Source organism: Enterococcus silesiacus, from assembly GCF_001886225.1.
GTDB lineage: Bacteria > Bacillota > Bacilli > Lactobacillales > Enterococcaceae > Enterococcus_L > Enterococcus_L silesiacus.
Map to the genome: position 1 here is coordinate 53,477 of NZ_JXLC01000021.1, position 18,844 is coordinate 72,320.

The 18,844-nt window shown below is 34.4% G+C and carries 19 protein-coding genes; 2 read left to right on the forward strand and 17 right to left on the reverse strand.

The features are described 5' to 3' along the window. Positions 1-304: 304 nt before the first annotated feature. The 17 genes from RV15_RS13510 to RV15_RS13590 form a co-directional block, all read right to left on the reverse strand. Positions 305-661, reverse strand: coding sequence for a hypothetical protein (locus RV15_RS13510; RefSeq protein WP_071878548.1), 357 nt, complete (start codon positions 659-661; stop codon positions 305-307). A 231-nt stretch (positions 662-892) separates the two neighbouring features. After that, positions 893-1,654, reverse strand: coding sequence for a signal peptidase I (lepB, locus tag RV15_RS13515; protein ID WP_245791379.1), 762 nt, complete (start codon positions 1,652-1,654; stop codon positions 893-895). A 9-nt stretch (positions 1,655-1,663) separates the two neighbouring features. Further along, positions 1,664-2,326, reverse strand: coding sequence for a hypothetical protein (locus RV15_RS13520; RefSeq protein WP_071878549.1), 663 nt, complete (start codon positions 2,324-2,326; stop codon positions 1,664-1,666). Between the two features lie 23 nt (positions 2,327-2,349). Next, entirely contained in the window at positions 2,350-3,417 is a 1,068-nt protein-coding gene (locus RV15_RS13525; protein ID WP_071878550.1) for a WxLIP family cell surface protein, read from the reverse strand. Between the two features lie 113 nt (positions 3,418-3,530). Then, a complete protein-coding gene (locus tag RV15_RS13530) occupies positions 3,531-4,346 on the reverse strand; it encodes a WxL domain-containing protein (protein WP_071878551.1) in 816 nt (271 codons plus the stop codon). A 30-nt stretch (positions 4,347-4,376) separates the two neighbouring features. Further along, positions 4,377-5,168 carry a WxL domain-containing protein gene (locus RV15_RS13535; protein ID WP_071878552.1) on the reverse strand — a complete coding sequence of 264 codons (792 nt, stop codon included), beginning with the start codon at positions 5,166-5,168 and terminating at the stop codon, positions 4,377-4,379. Further along, complete coding sequence (locus tag RV15_RS13540) at positions 5,165-5,521, reverse strand: LPXTG cell wall anchor domain-containing protein (RefSeq protein WP_071878553.1); 357 nt, start codon at positions 5,519-5,521, stop codon at positions 5,165-5,167. The genes RV15_RS13535 and RV15_RS13540 overlap by 4 nt, the downstream gene beginning before the upstream one ends. Before the next feature lie 17 nt (positions 5,522-5,538). Next, the gene (locus RV15_RS13545) at positions 5,539-7,953 is read right to left on the reverse strand and encodes a MucBP domain-containing protein (protein WP_071878554.1); all 2,415 of its coding nucleotides are present in this window, start codon (positions 7,951-7,953) and stop codon (positions 5,539-5,541) included. Positions 7,954-8,065: 112 nt separating this feature from the next. After that, complete coding sequence (locus RV15_RS13550) at positions 8,066-8,782, reverse strand: winged helix-turn-helix domain-containing protein (RefSeq protein WP_071878555.1); 717 nt, start codon at positions 8,780-8,782, stop codon at positions 8,066-8,068. 311 nt (positions 8,783-9,093) lie between these two features. After that, positions 9,094-10,227, reverse strand: a complete 1,134-nt coding sequence (locus tag RV15_RS13555; protein WP_071878556.1) for a tyrosine-type recombinase/integrase — start codon at positions 10,225-10,227, stop codon at positions 9,094-9,096. Positions 10,228-10,633: 406 nt separating this feature from the next. Further along, a complete protein-coding gene (locus tag RV15_RS13560; RefSeq protein WP_071878566.1) occupies positions 10,634-10,969 on the reverse strand; it encodes an antibiotic biosynthesis monooxygenase in 336 nt (111 codons plus the stop codon). 13 nt (positions 10,970-10,982) lie between these two features. Then, positions 10,983-12,410: an ABC transporter ATP-binding protein gene (locus RV15_RS13565; protein WP_071878557.1), complete on the reverse strand. Its 1,428-nt coding sequence runs from the start codon at positions 12,408-12,410 to the stop codon at positions 10,983-10,985. Continuing rightward, the gene (locus RV15_RS13570; RefSeq protein ID WP_071878558.1) at positions 12,410-13,105 is read right to left on the reverse strand and encodes an energy-coupling factor transporter transmembrane component T; all 696 of its coding nucleotides are present in this window, start codon (positions 13,103-13,105) and stop codon (positions 12,410-12,412) included. The genes RV15_RS13565 and RV15_RS13570 overlap by 1 nt, the downstream gene beginning before the upstream one ends. Continuing rightward, positions 13,080-13,697, reverse strand: coding sequence for an MptD family putative ECF transporter S component (locus tag RV15_RS13575; RefSeq protein ID WP_071878559.1), 618 nt, complete (start codon positions 13,695-13,697; stop codon positions 13,080-13,082). Before RV15_RS13575 ends, RV15_RS13570 begins: the two co-directional genes overlap by 26 nt. 17 nt (positions 13,698-13,714) lie before the next feature. Then, a complete protein-coding gene (locus tag RV15_RS13580) occupies positions 13,715-14,866 on the reverse strand; it encodes a hypothetical protein (protein ID WP_071878560.1) in 1,152 nt (383 codons plus the stop codon). A 79-nt stretch (positions 14,867-14,945) separates the two neighbouring features. After that, positions 14,946-15,590, reverse strand: a complete 645-nt coding sequence (pcp, locus tag RV15_RS13585) for a pyroglutamyl-peptidase I (RefSeq protein ID WP_071878561.1) — start codon at positions 15,588-15,590, stop codon at positions 14,946-14,948. A 198-nt stretch (positions 15,591-15,788) separates the two neighbouring features. Next, positions 15,789-17,873 (reverse strand): J domain-containing protein, encoded by a 2,085-nt coding sequence (locus RV15_RS13590; RefSeq protein ID WP_071878567.1) that lies wholly within the window; start codon positions 17,871-17,873, stop codon positions 15,789-15,791. Between the two features lie 415 nt (positions 17,874-18,288). Here RV15_RS13590 and RV15_RS18890 point away from each other — a divergent pair, with 415 nt between their 5' ends. Together RV15_RS18890 and RV15_RS13595 are read left to right on the forward strand one after the other, a co-directional pair. Then, on the forward strand, positions 18,289-18,426 hold the full coding sequence (locus RV15_RS18890) for a hypothetical protein (protein WP_217265828.1): 138 nt from the start codon (positions 18,289-18,291) through the stop codon (positions 18,424-18,426). Positions 18,427-18,435: 9 nt separating this feature from the next. Continuing rightward, on the forward strand, positions 18,436-18,600 hold the full coding sequence (locus RV15_RS13595; RefSeq protein WP_083429188.1) for a DUF4368 domain-containing protein: 165 nt from the start codon (positions 18,436-18,438) through the stop codon (positions 18,598-18,600). The last annotated feature ends 244 nt before the right edge of the window (positions 18,601-18,844 follow it).

Consider the following 18,844-nt stretch of genomic DNA (forward strand, 5'->3'; position numbering starts at 1 on the left):
ACCCCTTCCAACAAACAAATCTTACTCCAAAATCATTTCAAAACAAATAATTAAAATAAATAGGATGAATTTAATATACCTTATATCATTATAAATATACACTACTATTTAATATTTTTTTGTTTCGTTTGGTATATAACTGATATTTTTCACTCGATTATATGAAATTATTTTAAAACGACACCAAGAAAACGCTTTCCAATTGATTTAAAGAACAAAAAAACCAAACAAAAAATAAAGTCTTTTTGTTTGGTTTTGTATATAATAATAGTTTTTAAAGAAGTCACTCAATTTACTTAATTATTTATTTTACTTTGCAGCCACAGAATTTGTAAACATGGAAATATCTTCCTGTTTCAAGACCTTTAGAATCGTATTCTGGTGTTGTAGAAATTAATTTTGCACAGCTGTCATAAAATTTTCTATTGTTATAGACTGTGTAAATTTTGGCATATTTAGTTGTAGTTTCTGATTCAGTAGTAACTGTAACCTCTCCTTTTAAAACTAATCTAGGGTTACTTGATTTTGCACTAGTTACCTCTGTTTGAGCTTCAAAATATGTGTTTTTTGCAGTCGTTGCTTCGGCTTGTTGCCCTCCGAAGCTTACTAAAATGAATAGCCCCATTGCTAGTGAAAACATAACTAATAATTTCTTTTTCATTTATAACATCTCCTCGAAATATATTTTTAAGTGACCCTTTAAAAAAACCAAAATTATCAAATAGATTTGAAAGAAATATCGAATCACTCTTCATTAGCAGTTGATCCGTTCATCCTTTCGTAAATATGTGGCTATTTCTTATGATAAAAATAAACCAACATATGTAATAAACTCTGATTTTTTAGATTTCCTATGTTTTTTATATCATCTAAAATAGCTTGTATAAGCTATTTATCGATTTAAACTTTCTATCATGTGTATGGGTAAAATTCTCATTTTGACAACTCCGATAATATTTTTCTTAGGAACAAAACCATAATATCGACTGTCAGTAGAATAGGGTCGATTGTCACCCAATACTAAGTATGAGTCTTTGGGAATGATTAGCTGACCATTTTTGATAGCTTTTACTTCAAAGTCTTCTGTAAAGAAAGTATTCATACTTTGCATTTTTGTTACTTCTTTATGATCAATAAATGGCTCTGTCAATTCTTCATTGTTCACAAATAGCTTATCATTCTTGTATTGCACAGATTCGCCAGGCAAACCAATTATGCGTCGAATCGTATTTCCATGTTGATCAGGAGTCTTAAAATAAGCTATACTGAAGCGAGTAATCCTCGCACGACGATTGATGTACACAAAATCATTTTCAGAGAGTGTCGGCAGCATGCTATATCCTTCTACTTTAGCAAAGGTAAATAAGAATAAAGAAAGCCCCCAAATAAAAATGCATGTAATCAAGATTGAACTACTGATTTCAATACTAAATCGAACAAGCTTTTTTTGTTTTTTTCTTTTGTAATGCGTTGAATTTCTTTTTTTCTTTGTTTTTTGATTTGTCTGCTTTTTTCTTTTAGTAAGTTCATTTTGGTCTCGCATCACTGGAGCCTTATTTTTATTCTTTAGGCGTTTTTTTACATCACTTTTATTTGAAGGCTTGCGTAACTTATTTTTGGTTTTTGATGGATGCCTTGTATGTGCCATAAACATTTAACTCCGCTATTTTTTTTCTGCCAATGATTTTTCATTTATCTTAAATTGTTTGATCACAGCCTGCTCATTTCTCTTCACACGTTCAATATCCCCTTTAAAAGATTCTAGCAAAGATGGATCACTATAAAAGCCTTTTTCTTGCGAAGATAGATTGATCCCCAGCTCCTTCATTGAAGAATAATAACGATTGATACGAATTTGTCCATCACCATTAATACGATAGTCTGCTCTATTCAAGGCAAATGCAGCTAGTCGTAAAGAGAGGTTTTTTAAATTTTGCTCAGCCCGCTCCCCTTCACCAGATTCAGCTAAGAGTAATTGATCCTCAATATCCCGAAGATTATAATATCCGGAAACAATTGCCTTTTTATCTTCTTCCCCTAAATTCGTTGATTGATAATAAACCGCAAACATGGAAGTAGCAATGCCTATCAGCATGACAATAAAACATAAGAAACTAGCAATGACGCTTTTTTTCTTTTTCTTCTGTAGTTGTCTCCTTTTTCTGGCAATTACTTTTCTTTTACGTTTATTTTTTGTTCGGATCAAAAGAATTTTTTTTTGTTCTTTTCCGGTCTTTATAATCCCAACTAAGAACAAGAAAATAAAAAGAAGAAAGATAATTGCTATCGCTAAACTTATGACTGCAATCCAATCTAATAATGTCATTTTATCTCTTCCAACTTTCCGTCCTACCTTTTTTTAGAGGGGCGTTTCTTTTTCTTGGTCTTTTTATTTGTCGCAAAATGAATAGCAAAGAAAATAATCAAGATAAGCCCTAAAATGCCTCCTATGATCATAGCGACTAATTTAAAATCAATTCCGCGTTCTTGATCGAGACCAATGTCTTCACGGTTAAACTTATCAGCTTCTTCTTTGGTAATTTCAAACGTTTCAGTCCATTCCCAGGTTTTATCTTCGGATGCTGCTTTGACATGTGCACGATATTTTCCTGGAATCATCGCTTGACCTTCCATACTGACTGGATAGTTTAAAACCGTATTTGGTGCCATTCTCATTTTTGTCTTTTTCGATTCATATAGTACTTCATCATTTTTCTCAGGCATGATTTGAACTTCAACAGTCAAATCATCCAGCAAATCAGACGTTTCGTTTGCCAAATCGACAACAATCGTGTTGCGTCCATTCGGCTGAGTTCCATAAGTTTTAAGATACCCCATTTTAGGTTCAACTTTTGTATCACTTTCTCTAAGCAACATTGCAATCGTATAAGCATATTCGTTAATGATTGTTGTACCAGTATTTTTTTTCTTTTGATCTTCTTTTGCTACTTTTTGTAGTTGAATCCCGCCTAAAATAATGCCCTCGTAGCTAGTTTCTGGCATATTGATTTCTAACTCTAGCTCCTTATCCGATTCTGGAGGAAGCGTTACTGTTTTAGGTGCCTTTACAATATCAGTAAAATCAAACTTCATAGAAGCATCTTTATCAAGTTTTGTTTTTCCATATTCAAGAACACCATTTGAATTGGTTCTAGCACTATTCAATCCGACGTTGACGGTGACTTCTTCTTTGCTGAGGTTTGATAATGTAATTGATACTTTCTGCTTTTGCCCAGGTGTCATTCTCAAATTAAAATAGCCTGACTCATCAATTTGATTTTCTGGATGGTTGGTTTTATATAAAAAACCAACTGCTCCTGAAGGATCTGCGGAAGCCTCACTTATTTGGACATGAACAAAAGAAATTGAAATGATCAAAAAGAAAGTCATAGTTAGCTGCTGAAAATTTTTTTTCATAAACGTAAAACAAATCCTCTCATTCAAAGACAAGCCCCCAATTACTAAAACTCGTAATAATTAGTGAGCTTGCCTTCTAAAACATTCTCGGTTTATTTATTCAGTTATTAATTTTAAAGTACTTCTGCAAGTTCCCATAAAACAACCGCAGTGTGCGCTTCTTTCGTTTTCACAGTTTTACCTGGAACGAAGAGTGATACTGAACCACTTTCAATTTTGTTAGCATTTGTTGCATTTGGTACACCAGTTGTATCTTCAGCTGTACCTTTTCCAGTAGCAGTATGATAAGCAGGAGTATTACCAAAAGCAACTGTATACGTACCAAAACCATCTTTAGCATCTTTTGTTTCTAATACGTCAATTACATTCCCTGATTGTTTTAATTCAAATGCTGACCCAGTCGATGCTAAAACGGCATGAGGGCTAACAGCAGCATCTGTTGCTGTCTCAACGATTGGATTTTTAAAACTAATTGTAGCATTGTCTAAAAGATTTCCAGATGTCGCTTTAAATTGTTGAGTCATTGAAGCTCTTAAAGCCCATTTTCCGCGTTTATCAATACGTTTATCTGTTAATTGTAAATAAACACCACGCTTTTCTTTTGTTCCGTTTTTATCAATTTCCACTTGTTGAGCAAAATAATTTTCGTCAGTTAAGACAGCACTTTGTTGTTTGAAATCCATGCTTGAAACACCATCGATTTTCAATGGACCATTATCTGGATTTGGAGTGTATGGTGGTGTAACTTCATCTGTAGGGATTTCTGGATCCTTATCTGTATTTTTACCAGAATCTTCTACATAATCGATCGTTCCTTGGCTATTTGCTTGAGTTGCTTTTCCATTATCTGCACTTGCCGCAGCTGGTAATAATACATTTGCACCTAGTGCAGCTAATAACGCGATAGAACATAGTGTTCTTTTTTTCATTTGTGTTTCCCCCTATTTATCTTTTAATATTTATGGTAACTCGGATAATATCCAAGTCAGCACCGTTTGGTATTTTCCAGGTTCTCTATCAGATGATCCTGGAACAAAAAATGTTACTGCATTGTTTTCATACATTTGCTTATTTTCAAAGTTCGGATCAAGAATCGGTTGACCTGTTTCATCAACGAGCGGTGCGAGTGTAGACTCTAAATCATTTTCATTTTCGGCAGATGCGCCAAATTCTACACTCCAAATTCCCTGACCTCTTCCTTTATCAGCTTTAGCTAAATCGTAAGTTGTTTGAATTTTATCAATTTTGATAACATCATTTACTAATGATGGTGCATATTTTTTGTCCATCGAAGAGTTTGTCCACGATTTATCTAATGAAATATACGATCCTTTTAGTTCAGATGCTTCATTGTTTGGTATCATGAAATTTGTCTCTTGACGAACTTGTAAGGTCCAACCTGCTCCAGTAGAGCGACTATCGGTCACTTGAACAAAATTACCTCTTGCCCCCGTATTGTCATGAAACAATTGTGCTCTAGCCTGATAAAACTGATCTTCTTTTGATATTCGATTTCGGCCAAAGTCTAATCTAGGGACAAAATCAATTCTCAAGAACCCTTCTGTTGAGGGACTTGGCCCTGGATCGACTGGCTTCACAGGTTTTTCTGGATCCACGACTTGTGGCGGAATAAGCGATGCATCAAAACCAATCGTCCCTTCATTTGTAGCAGACTGAGCCTGAACCTTAGTATCTGGAATGAGCAAAAGAAGGATAGAGAAACAAAAAGTGAATGTTAGTATCTTTTTCAAGGTTTGGTCTCTCCTTCGTTTTCTTTTCTTTGCTTTTTCACATAGACATAAAGTGCCGATAAAGCAAGAACTATGCCGCTAAGCATCAATGATTTTCTTACGATTTCTCCAGTTTGAGGAAATCGTCCGATTGGTTTACTTTTTTGGGGTCCTTCAGAAACATTTAAATTGGTCTTTGACTCTGAAGTAGTCGTTGGTGGGTCTTTTTTTTCATCTTCTCGATAAAATTCAATCACCGCTTCATGGCCAACTTGACCACCATCATCTGCAAAAGATGTCACTGGCTTCCAAAAAATCATGAGACCTAAAATAGAGATGGTCAGAATGCTGATACGTAAAAATTTTTTATTCATATTCTTTCCCTCTCCTTCTATGGTCCTTCAAGCAATTCCCATTCGATAATACCTACATAGATACCAGATTCTTTAACAGCGCCAACTTCCGTTTTTAGTTTAAAACCATCTCCTGAAGCTGACCACTTCTCACTAACTTTATTAGGTGTTCCATCTTTATTTGTACCCACTGCAACATCTTGCATTCCAGCATTCAATGTAACTTCATTGCCGCTATATATATAACGAACTGCATTTGTTACAATTTCTTGATTACTGTTTGTCAATTCTTGTTTCATGCGGGCTTGTAGTTTCCAAGGTTTTTTTGTTGCTCTACTATCTTGAATGACTAATGCACCATCAATTCGAACAGGCTCTTCGATCACACTTTCCTCTGCCTTAACGATTTGTGTTCCAAAATCAATTTCCGTAGGAGCAGAAACTAATACGATTCGACCTTTAAATTGATACGTAACGGCACGACCACCTTCAACAATCTCAATGGCATTTTCTGGCATTGGTGAGCTGACGATTTCATATTTCTTTTCTAGCTGATCATTCACCGCTTTCAGCACATCTGCTTCTTTCGTCAAATCGACCTTACTACCAACTTTTCTCGTTAAAACAATTTTTGGATGAATTACATTATTTTCTTCATCAACAAAATTAATAGTCAAATCAGCCTCTCCAGCTTTGATTGTCAGGTTTAGAATTTTCTCCTCCGAAGTATGTCCTTCACCATCTACCGCGTAGACTTTGATTACTTGTTTTCCAAGTGTCAATGCTGATTTTGGCAACGTGAACTTCCAATCGATCTTTTTACCAGGATTAGTCATATCATTTGGAACTTTATCGCCAAATTTGACCGCTGTTCCATCGTTAAGCGTGTAATATAGATCTACAAGTGGACTTTCGGAATCACGCCATTGTCCTGTAACCTCAAAATCATTTCCTTGGATTAGCTCTTGGTCAGCTTGATCAATGAAGACTTCTGGTGGGTTTCCAGGCAGACCGATAGTTACATCATAGGCCATTTTGGTGCTTTCATTACTTTCAAGTGACGTTGGTTGATTTTTCATAAAGATAGCCGTATCCATTTTTCTAAGGTCAGTTGTTACATACACCAACTGATCTGCCGGATAATTTTGAGCTTCATAACCAAGTGAATCTAATGCTGTAAAACCTGAATCATCATAATTGAAAAACTGGCTTAAGAAATAATCTCTAGGTTGTGTATTAGTCCCTTGGATCCAATGTTTTCCGGTCCAGTTTTGGACATGATCTGGTCCGGTAAAAAGATACTGAAGTTTATAGCCATTTTCTCCAGCATCTTGGATATAGACACCTTTATTGTCTCCAATCGCATAAATTGGCACCTTATCATTCTTATTTAGCTCGGTATCAATCATCGAACCAACGATGAAATTCGCTTCTCGATTTGTACCAGTATTTGTTACAGTGTATTCAACGTTTACAGTCCCTGTAGTCTTACCAGTCATTAAAATTTCCACACGCAATTTTTTAGAGCTAAATTCTGTGTTATAAACTAATTTATACACAGTCATGCCATTTGGTAAAATACGTTTGTAATACTTATACCCTTCACTGGTAATATGGCTTCCCGTATTAAAAACACTAGGACTTGTATTGCTACCGAAAGCATAGATCAAACCATAACTTGTCCATAATGATTGTCCCGCTTCTTCTGGTTTACTCATAGGATTTTGAGTATGGTAAATATGCTGAACTCGTTTGTCATTATCCATGAAAGTTACATTAGGAATAGCAAATTGCTTTTGTTTATTACCAGAAATACTTGTTGTTCCAATAGCTTCTGTTGGACCAAACCCATAACGTAATTCTTTTCCTTCACCGGCTATTATTGAGGCTTCTTCTGCTGTATATATCTCTGTCCATTCCTCTGTGTAAGGTGTTGCTAAAGTAGCACGACCCTGCAATTTTTCATCTGGTTGAACAGAGAAAGATTCTACAGACGTTTCTTCTTTTCCTATCACTAATTCGTTTGAACGCTCTTGTTCAGTTGATGCTTGAATGGTCTGTTTGGTGCTAGAGTTAGTCATAGCTTGGAAGTATAGTACGGTTTGTTTTGACTCTTTGTTAAGTGTTACTTCTAACTGATCTTTATCCTCATCGACTTGGACGAGAGAGATTTTTTCTTTGTTCATCTCAAGAATTTTGTCTTTATCAAAGGTAACTTCATCAGAGTATTCTAATAAAATTAGTTGATCTTTCTTTGAAGGTTTTACGCTTAATGAGAAATATGCTTCATTATTTGAAGATGCTTGAACTTGCTTTTCCGTTTGCTCTAAGCTAATCTTATTAGATATCGTTTCAGAAGCTTTTATTGAAGACTGATTCATAAAAAAGAGGCTGCCAAATACCAGTAATACTCCAGTTATACCGAAAGCGAATACCTTTTTCCCTATTTTCATTTTTTCAACTCCTTTCTAAAACTAGTTTTCTTGCTCGCGGTCCTAAACGTGAGCAAGAAAAAAATCTTTGCTTCTTTATTGGGCTTTTCACACGATCCTACTCGCACAATGATCATTCGCTGAGCAGATAACCTATTGAACGAACAGTCTTAATGATCTTGGCATCATCTACGTTAGCTTCTATTTTTTTTCTCAAATGAAAGATAATATTGGCTACGCGATATTGCTTTTCATTTATTTCTGATTTCCAGACAAACTCATATATTTCCTTATAGGTTACAGCTTTGTTTCTTTTTTGGTATAAAATTTCAAAAGCCCGATACTCAAGTCTCGTCAGACTTACTTCTTTGTGGCCATTTATTGCAACACTTAAATTGTTAGGATAAAGCTCAATTTTACAAGAACTTAATTGATTATCTTGTTGCGCCAAAATTGTGTTTCTATTTTGTTGGTTATGGAACCGATCATTTTGCTGACGATGTAATGCATTTTTCACCACTAATAAAAATTCTTCTGGAAAATCATTTGCGGGTAAAACACCATCTACACCTAATTTTAAAAAAACTATATTTTTAATACTACTCATCTCATTTGTTAAGACCCAGACTAATTTGTTTGTTACGGCTTTGATTTCTATGATGTTTTTCAAAGTAAGGCTCATTGCATTATCATCACCGCTACTATCTGGAATAATGACACAGTCTATCTCTTGACTAACTTGATGGATATTTTCTTCATGTATCAATTTTATCTGACCAATTTCATTGATTTTTTCTAAGTAATCTTTAGAAAGTGCCACTGGAAATGAAGCAACTCCGATGTTATACATATACTGTCCTTCCTTTTATACTTATTTTTATATAATGCTATTTTCAAAAATAATATAACAATCATAATGTTTTTTTTAAGTTTTCCATCATGTTATACTCAATTTAATGATGATCATCACACGACAAAAAGTTTTCCTCATTGTTGTACAAAGAGGAAAAAGCGCTGTAAGTATTGTTGTTACTCACACAAAAATAGTTGTTGACGGTTCAATGACGGCGTAAAAATATCTAATAGAAATAATAAATTATAAAAATGCCAACGCTATAACTTTTAAAGTTATGGCGTTGGCATTAGTCGGAATTACGATTTTTACCTGACTGATACATTTTTAAATTCGTCAAACATTAGTTGATCTAACCTTTGAACAACCTCTTTGCGACTTTCAAGCATTGAATCTGTATAAATATCTAACGTCATTTTAACAGATGTGTGTCCTAACAATTTACTCAAACTAGTTATATCTGTCCCCATTTCGATGCATCTGGTTGCAAACGTATGTCGAAGAATGTGGAAATGTGTATCGGAAATTCCAGCTTTTTTAATAGAGCTTTTGAAACGGTAGCGAATTACTCTGGGCTCCGCTAAGTTATTTTTACACGTTACCACATACTCGCTTTCGCTGTGTTTTCTTTTACTTAACAAGTAATACAATATTTTATTTGACAATGGTACGACTCTACAAGACTGTTCGGTTTTCGGAGTGCTTATAATTATATTGGTTTTACTTTCTGTTTCAAAGGAAGTTTTTACTCGAGAAACTGTTCGTTTTATATAGACAACTTCTTTATTAAAATCAATATCTGACCATTTCAATCCGCTGATTTCACCAATTCTAAGACCAAGGTATAGAGATAAAATGATTGGTGAGCACCCTCTTTCGTTGAAAGCAATGGCCTCTAACTTTCGTTGATCTGTTCTAGATAAGGCAATGATAGAGTTATTTTTTTTGTGTGGTAATCGAATTTTTTTATATGGACTCCCAAGTACAAGTTGGTTATTTTCTGCTGCGATTAGCATTTTCCTTAACAAGGCGAAAATATTTCTGATAGTTCCGGAAGCTAACTTTCGTTTCTCAAGGGTAATAATAAATGTCTGAATTTTATCTTCCGTTATATTATGTAGATAGCTATTCTCAAAAAAAGGAACTATGTAGTTATTACACAACCAGTGATATTGTGCATACGTAGAACTTTTAACTACGTTTTTCACTTCATTCTCTAACCAAAAATCACACCAACCTTTCAGTAGTTCTTCTTTATACTCCTTGTTCCCACTTCCAATTAGTTCAGCTTTTACAACAATCAACTTTGTTTTAACCTCGTTGTATTTCTTTGCATATACATAGCCATATTTTATTGAGCCACTTTTATTTCTTCCTTTTATATAGCGACCTTCCCATCTTCCATCTTTTCGTTTGTAAATATTTTCCCCTTTTTTAGACATTTCAACTCATTCCTTCATCTATTTATTTGACCATTTTTTTGACGGCTAATAAAAGCTCCTATAAATGTAGATTTTGCTGTGAAATCAAAGAGATTCAATTAAGAAAATATATTTTTTAAAGGAAATTCTCAATTTTTTTCGTTTTATAAAAAAAAAATGAGAAATAACGTATTGAAACACTGTTGACTTCTTATGTTTTTCCAATTAGACTATTACTAAGCCAGTAAAAACATCCAATCTTCTTCTTTGTACAACAATGAGGAAATTTTTAACCTATTTACTATCAAAAAATCCTTTTATTTTGTTTGTTTAAAATCCTAAAGATATCATAACTAGTATATATATTAATAAGAAATCTAAATACATAAAAAAAGTTTCTGCCGCATTTCAGCAAGCAGAAACTTTTTTATGTTAATACTTCGTATTCAGCAATCGTACTTGAAATAATTCCTGGACGGTTCTTTTCATTCTCCGTATCTTCTTTCGCTTCTTTTCTTTGATGCATCTGCTTAAACGATTGGCTTTTCACCCAATTTTTTTGATGTTCTCTTGACGTCCAGCGACTTAAAACAACTAATTCAGTTACGTTTGGATCATCTGGTAATGTCCGTTGCATTAATTGAAAATTTAAAAAGCCTTCAACAGTTTCCATACTCTCTTTGGTGTGGCCTGCTGTAAATTGTCGAATGATTTTTTGTGACTGGGCAGTCTCAGTTTGAATTGTATTGGTTACAATATACATCTCTTTCCCTCCATTATTCTGTAAACTTTGTTTGAATAAAATGATCATCAATGATTTGTCCTTGCTCGAAATGCAGAACTCGCTGACAAGTTCGACTCAGAAACTCTTTGTCATGAGTGATCACCAACACTAAAATCCCTTCCTTATGTAGCCAACGAATTGTCTGACTAACTTCTTCCATATGCAATAAGTCTAGCCCACTTGTCGGTTCATCAAAAATAATGATTTTTTTCCCTGACAATAAGGCACTGGCAATTGCGACTCGTTGTTTTTCACCACCAGACAAGGTTTGAGGATGCCGTAGTAAAAGTGGTTCTAAATTGAGCATAGCCACAATTTTGTCAAATTCTTGGGTATTTTTTGCATTCAAGCTGATTTCTTTTTCTACTGTTTCAAAAAATAATTGCAGATTAACATCCTGCATTACAACAAAACTCTCTTTAATAAGTTGTTTCGCATTCATGACCTGCTGATTTAATTTGATAGTTCCCTGCTTAGGCTTAATCAATCCTGATACAAGTCTGGAAAATGTTGATTTACCCGCACCATTAGGACCAACAATTCCAGTAATAACAGAACTAGTCAATGTTAGAGCAGGGATTTTTAATATGGAAGGTTGTCTCCGATAGTGAAACTCAAGTTCTTCACATACCATTGTCAGCTGTTCTGGGGACGGAGTGGATTCAGCAACTCTCAATAAGTACGTTTGTTCAAGCGATCTTAGCCCCATGTTATTGATTTCTACAGCAGATTTCTCTCTCATTTCTTGACGTGTATAGCTTTCAATAATTGTTCCGCTATCCATTAACAAATAGCGATCAGCAAGATCAGTCAAGTAATGTAAACGATGCTCAGACACAATGATCGTCATCCCTTGTTTTTTTAATACCTGTAAATATTTCTTTAACTGTTCTATTGTTGCTTCATCTAAATTACTTGACGGTTCATCCAATAAAAACAGCTGATGTTTCAACATACTTGCAGAAGCAAAGGCAATTAACTGCTTTTGCCCACCAGACAAATGAAACATACTTCGTTCTAAAAATTTTTCTAAAGAAAATAAACGCGTAATCTCAGCGATCCGGTTAATCATCTCGTCTCTTGGTACTCCATAATTTTCCATTGCAAAAGCTAATTCAGAATAGACATCACTAGTAAAAAACTGTGTCTTAGGATTTTGAAAGACAACGCCGATCCCTTGCACATATTCATTAAACTCTTTTGTTAGTAAATTTTGCCCTAAAACAGTTCCTGTCCCTGCCAGATCCCCAGTGTATAATTCAGGAATCAAGCCATTTAAAATTCTCAGTAACGTTGATTTACCACAACCGCTTTTACCACATAAAACAATAAATTCGCCAGCTTTAATTTCTAAATCTACCTTTTGAATGATCGTTTCCTGATCCTCATAAGCAAACGACACATCATGCAAATCAATCATCAAATCAGCCTCCCAACAATCGCGCTCAAAATCAAAATGCTGATCAATAAATAATCTTGAATTTTCAACCGTATCTCATAAACACTGGTATGTGTCTTAGGATTCGCTAAACCACGAACTAGTGCTGCTGAAGATAAATCCAAAGACGTATTTTCGGCCGACATCAATATAGGAACAATGATGTACTCCATTGTTTGAAACGGGTGAAGAAACAACTCAGCTGTAGAAAGAGCGATTCCACGATATTTCAGTGCATTGCGAATACTTCTAAAATCCTGAAAAAGTGTTGGAAAAAAACGAAATAACACGGTCAACGGAATAATCAGGCCAAAAGGAATATGACACTTCTTTAAAGCGGCGATCCATTCACTGATTTTCGTCCGATTCATTGCAAAAGCAGCGGCCATGATCGTTGGCAGCATACGTCGATTACCTACAAATAGAAAATCAAAGAAAGCGGCCACTCCATTGTCTATATAAGGAAATAGCAAATAATCACCTAAAACGAGTAGCCAAAAGATACCATAAAAAAGCGTTCCTTTTTTTAAACTACCATTCAAGAAAAATAAAACGTACAGCAATGTCACAAATAAGACTTCTGCTTTAAACGGTAAAGGAAACATCAATAAAAAACTCGCAAATAAAATCGTACATAGTTTACTTCTGGGATCAAACGTTACGTATGTTTTTTCCATAGTTTTTTCCTTTAGCTTTATCAAAATGCTTATTATAAATTTTTTGCCCAATAATTATACCCAAAATACTACAAACAATCACCGCTATTGTACAAACATAAAATGTTGTGGTAGTGATTGGCGCAAAGACTTTATCAATATAAACGGCATCTTTTCCACGAGCCACTAATGAATCGATATATGCATTTTTCATAAACCACAACGGCAGTACCGGTCCCATCAAACCAAAGCTAAATACCGTATAACTAAACATTGTACGAGCTTTCTCTGATAATTTTGTATGGTATTGAATCCAGTCAGCAACAACTGCGCAAAGAATATTTGGTAAAAATGATAGCGGAAAATGACCGGATACTAGAAAAAATAAACCCATGACACTACCCATGATTGTAATTGCACCGAAACGAGGGATACGATGAATCACTAGCAAATAAACAATTCCTGCAAAAAGTGCTGTTGCGCTAGGAATAAGAACTGAGTTAAAGGCTGGGATCGTAAACCTTAAAATAACCATTGCAATCGTTACAACTAAAAAATAAATAGCTGTATAGATCCCAATTGAAATAAAATCTTGAATTTTTAACTTGTTCATTCTTTTACTATCTCCTCTTACTTTATTGTAAATAAAAATAATAGCTGACCATATAATTCACTTGTAATCTTAAGCTGATAACGACCAGTTTGTTCAAATTGTTTACTAGGCAGTAACAACTGTTCTTCTGTCAACTCATAATTTAACGAATAACCGTTCTCTGAATTTTTTTTAGTTTTGTACAATTCAAATAAAGGGGCTTGCTGTTTCAATTCGTTGATTAAACCTGGATCAATTGATAGACAAATCATTTCTCCATCAGCATATTCCGATTTAGACATTTTGGGTATAACACCCATCGGTTGTTTTAAATAGGTAATAAAATGAACATCTTCAAATCCATCAGCAAGAATATCGATCCTGACTTGCTCCCCTTTTTCCCATTGATCAAAGGCTTGATATCTTAGCTGTTCAGTGTTCGCTAAGAGCCCAAATTCTAAATGATTTTCCGGTTTGTGATATAAGTAATCTGGCCATAAAAGCGGAATTGTTTGCCCATTCTTTGTCACCGTAAAACTGTAGATATATTTACCGTATGCTTCATGAAATTGATCGTAGGTGTTGATCTTTTGTTCAGGTAAAAATTGAACCATCCCCGCATAACTATAATGAGCAAAATAATACATTTCATTCACGTATTCTAACTTGTCTTGAACCTCTTGAACATTTTTTTTATGGCTGCTTTCAAGTAGTTCTCTGGAACCATATGTACCATCTAAGCATAGACGTTTTCGTTTATAGCCGTTTAACTCAGCTACATTCTCTTCATCAATAGTAGTCAACAATTGAATCCCCTGTAGCTTCTTCCTGAACATTGGATAGGTTTCGGGCATGATTTCTGCTACTATATAATCTTTGGCTAGAATGTATACGGGAACTTGCTTAATACTATAGCTACCACCGTCATTTAATGTAATTTTTTGTTGATTTGTATGAGGAAACCGGCCGATAATTTGTTTAAATTTCCCTGATAATTGATAATCCATTTCTTGGAAATCTGGACTATCAGCATGATAAAAGTCAAAAAATGTCATTGTTGTTTCCCCGATAAAATAACGAGGTATTTTTTTATCATCTATATATATTTGCTGATCAAGCATTATCGGACACTGCTCAGTTTGAATAGTATCATAAGATATTTTAACTCCACCGATTATTCGTTCTTTCATTGAATCACTCCTTTCTCTATTGGGTTAGTATAGCATAACAAAATGACAATGAGAATCATTATCAGTGAAGTGTACTTTTCTAATCTGTTGTTCCAGCATTTTCTTCTCTATCAACTTCTGTCTTAACTGCTGCTTCAACGGCATAGATCAATGACTCAGCGATTGTTTTAATTGGCATTGAGGGTGTCCCTACTGAACGACTGATTACTTGTGTAGGTTCAAATGGTACATGGATAAATCCTCCTTTGATACCAGTAAACTCATTGTCGATCATATATAATAAGCGATACATGATATCGTTACAAACAAAGGTTCCAGCTGTATACGAGATGTATGCTGGTAAGCCATGTTCTTGAACATTTCTCATCATTGCTTTGATTGGTAATGAGGTAAAATAAGCTGTTTCTCCGTCTTCTTCCAATTTTTCCCCAATGGGTTGCTGTCCTTTATTGTCTGGGATTCTTGCTTCAGCTAAATTGATTGCCACTCGTTCAAAGGAAACAGCACTACGACCTCCTGCTTGTCCCACACAAATCACAATATCTGGTTCAGTCTCTTTTATTGCAGCTTTTAATACTTCACCGCTTTCTTTAAAAACAGTTGGTATTTCTAACTTGATCACTTGAGCTCCTGCTACTTCATCTGGAATCATTTTGATAGCCTCATACGCCGGATTAATAGCCTCACCACCAAAAGGATCAAAACCTGTGATTAACACTTTCATTATAAACCTCCTCTTTCATTGCACAACTTCTTTCTTTATTATACACAAATTTTGTTTTTTTATTTTCAATATAGGATCCAATTAAAACAAAGAAAGTTACGACCGAACTTGAAAACATTCCAGTCGTAACTTTTCTGATTTTTATGAAAGAAATTTTCAGTGAGACAACGTTCAGGAATGCTCATTTTTGTCTCACCATCAATAAACGTCAATCTTTTCTTCAGCATTTGCATGAATCAATTTTCTCTTTTCATCATCAAGCTTTTCCCATTTATCACCATAAATATGCTCCAAACGGCCATAATCATCATAAGATAAAATAAACTGATGTTCACCGTTCTCATCATTGATGATCGTATATAATTTATTCTCTTCATCTTGACTAATTTGCCAAGTACCAGATTCAAACTCTTCCGCTATAGCCATTGAACTATTTTTTTCTAGTAATTTCTTTATGTTTTCCGTACTATATTCTGGGTTAGCTTTTAGATTCTCCTTGCGTTCATCTGATAATAAATAATACACAACAAAGAATTTTTGCGACATCATCGGCCGAACTTGAATGTTTGCCCATAACGCATCAAATTGATCTTCTGGTAATACTTCCCAGCCCTCTCCAAAGACATTAGAAATCCGATCATCCTCATCTTCTTGTAAAATAATAAATGGATCATCGTCTTCGAGTAAAGTCAGTGCTGTCACGAAACCGTAGTCAGAAACATTATCTGGTGAAGCCTGGAAATCATATCTGGACTCAATTGTGACTTCTGGCAATTGTGAAATAGTTATGTTTTCAGCCATTTCCTTGGCTTGACCTACTAGATTTTGTTCTATGAAATTTACTCTGTCTTCATCTTCTCGGTCGATATAAAAATAATAGAGAAACTGATCATAGAGGTTGTCACTTTCTTTTAGGTCTGATAGTTTGTTTATAACATTCTTATATAACTCTCTTTCTTCACTAAACATATTTTGAATATCTGATGTTTCGATCGAAGTATTTCGTTCATTAGATCTTGAAATCACGCCGCCAATTTTAACGAAAGCAATAATTAATACAAAAATCAGCCAGACGTATTGTCCCGCACTTTTCTTCTTCTTTTGTGGAACAGTTACAGTCTCCATTAGGTCTAGCATTGCCAATTCATCTGCTCTAAACAAGGAAGGAACCTTTTTCGCTAATCCTCCCCAGTATTCTTTCACACTTGAATGACGATTTAAACGAAAATAAACATACCCCATTAGTAAATTGATGGTAACTGTTGGAATGGCTATCTCACTTTTGTCAAAGATCAATACAGCATTAGCGGAACCTTCATTTTTGATCCACTCATAATAGATACTGAAAAATTCACTCGTTCTATTAGCTCTTAATGACTTTGCCGTTTCAAGCAGAGTCGTAAAATGATTAATCGTTGCCTCCTGTTCCATTCTAAAATCAGTCAGTAAAAGAAAGGAAATTTGCAAATTGACTACATCAACATCATTGGTTGTCAGCATTCTACACAAATCTAAAGACTCTATCCAGGTAGTTTGATCTGGAATACTATCTTCAAGGAGTTGAAATAGGTTGTAGCGATTTGTAAAATAGGTTAACCGTTCTTCTTTTGGTATTTCTGAATAATGATCGAAGAAAAAATTCGGTACATTCTTGATTTCAGTCCACGTATAACAAAAATAATCACCAGAGCGATAATCTTTGACTAATGCATCAAAATCAAATATAGATCCTATATAATCAATAATTGTTCTTGATAATACGCGATAATTAGTCAGTAAAAAATGTTGCATCACATGTTTTATTTCATTATGTTCATCAATAGACCACTCCAGTTCATTTGAAAATAGTAGTGTCCATTTTTCTACATCTGAGAAAAAGGCCATTCCTTCATAGATCGCCGCTAATTCCTGATTAAAAATTTCGACAGCATTTCCTTGCTGTGTTTTTTGAACTTGCGTACTCTCGTTATCAGCAATAGCTTCTTCTTGAACTAAGTCGTCCTGCGGTTTACTTTCCGGCTCTACCGTTTCATTTTCTACAAAAACAGCTTGTAATTCGTCCTCTTGCACTTTTTCCTCTAAGGATGAAATCGATTCTGTTGGCCGATTACTTTCTATGATCGTTCCTGTTAAAAAAATAGCCGAATCAAAGGCTTCTTTTAACTTTTGAAAGGCTAATGGTTCTTCATCTACATTTATCGTTTTTAACTTTGCTGCATAAGCCTGTTTAACCTTTTTTTTATCTGAAGTCGGTTCTAACCCCAATATTTCCCAACAATTCATGACACAACCCACTTTCTCATCCCCTCAACAGATAACAGAGCAGACGTGCTTCATTTTTCTTATTTCTGAAGACGATCAAAAACTTTTATCCTATTATATTATGGCAAAGATAAGCAGGAAAAACAATACTAGAAAGAACTTAAAAGTTGTTCCTATTAAACGAATAAGCGCAGATCGTGGTTCTCAGTTCAATGATCTACACTTATTTCTTATGAACATTTTCTTTTGCCATAATAAAAAGCACTGGTAGCTCTTTTAGAAAAGACATTTTTTAAATAGAATATACATTATTATTGTTTCTATCAAAAAAGAGTTGTGAATATAATATATCAAACTTGTTCTTTACCGTCAGTTTATCTTTAGACCAGTAACAGAAAAATACTTTTTTCAGTCTGAGCTAAGTAGCGCTAAAGTTATGAGACAATATAAGCAAGTACTAGAATATTCTACTATCCATTTTGATGATTACTTTATGAAGCTAGGTGAAAATTACGAGAAAGAAAAACAGCTTATTAAGGAATCTAATCAGCAACTTAATGAACAAACAAAATAAAGTAAGGATATTTCAAAATTTGTGAGTATCGTCAAAAAATATTTTGAACCAAAAGAACTCACATCAGAGATGATGCGAGAACTAATTGAAAAAATTGAATTAGGACAGCCTAAGAAAATAAACGGCGGACGCCACCAGACTGTAAAATCCACTACCGTTTTGTGGACGAGTTAAAATTTAAATAGACAGCACAGCAATAAAGCCCTTAACTGATAAAGCTTTATGCTAAGTTAAGGGCTTTTGTTGTTTTACGGAAGATGCTATAATTCACAAAAAATCTGAGGAACACCGAGTAGGTACCAATCATCATCAGTTCATAAACTTACTGTGATTCTTGGCAATTTTCTTGAATTTCCTCTTATTGATGTTGCACAGTACCTACTACACTTTTATACGAAAACTAAACCCTTAAAAAAAC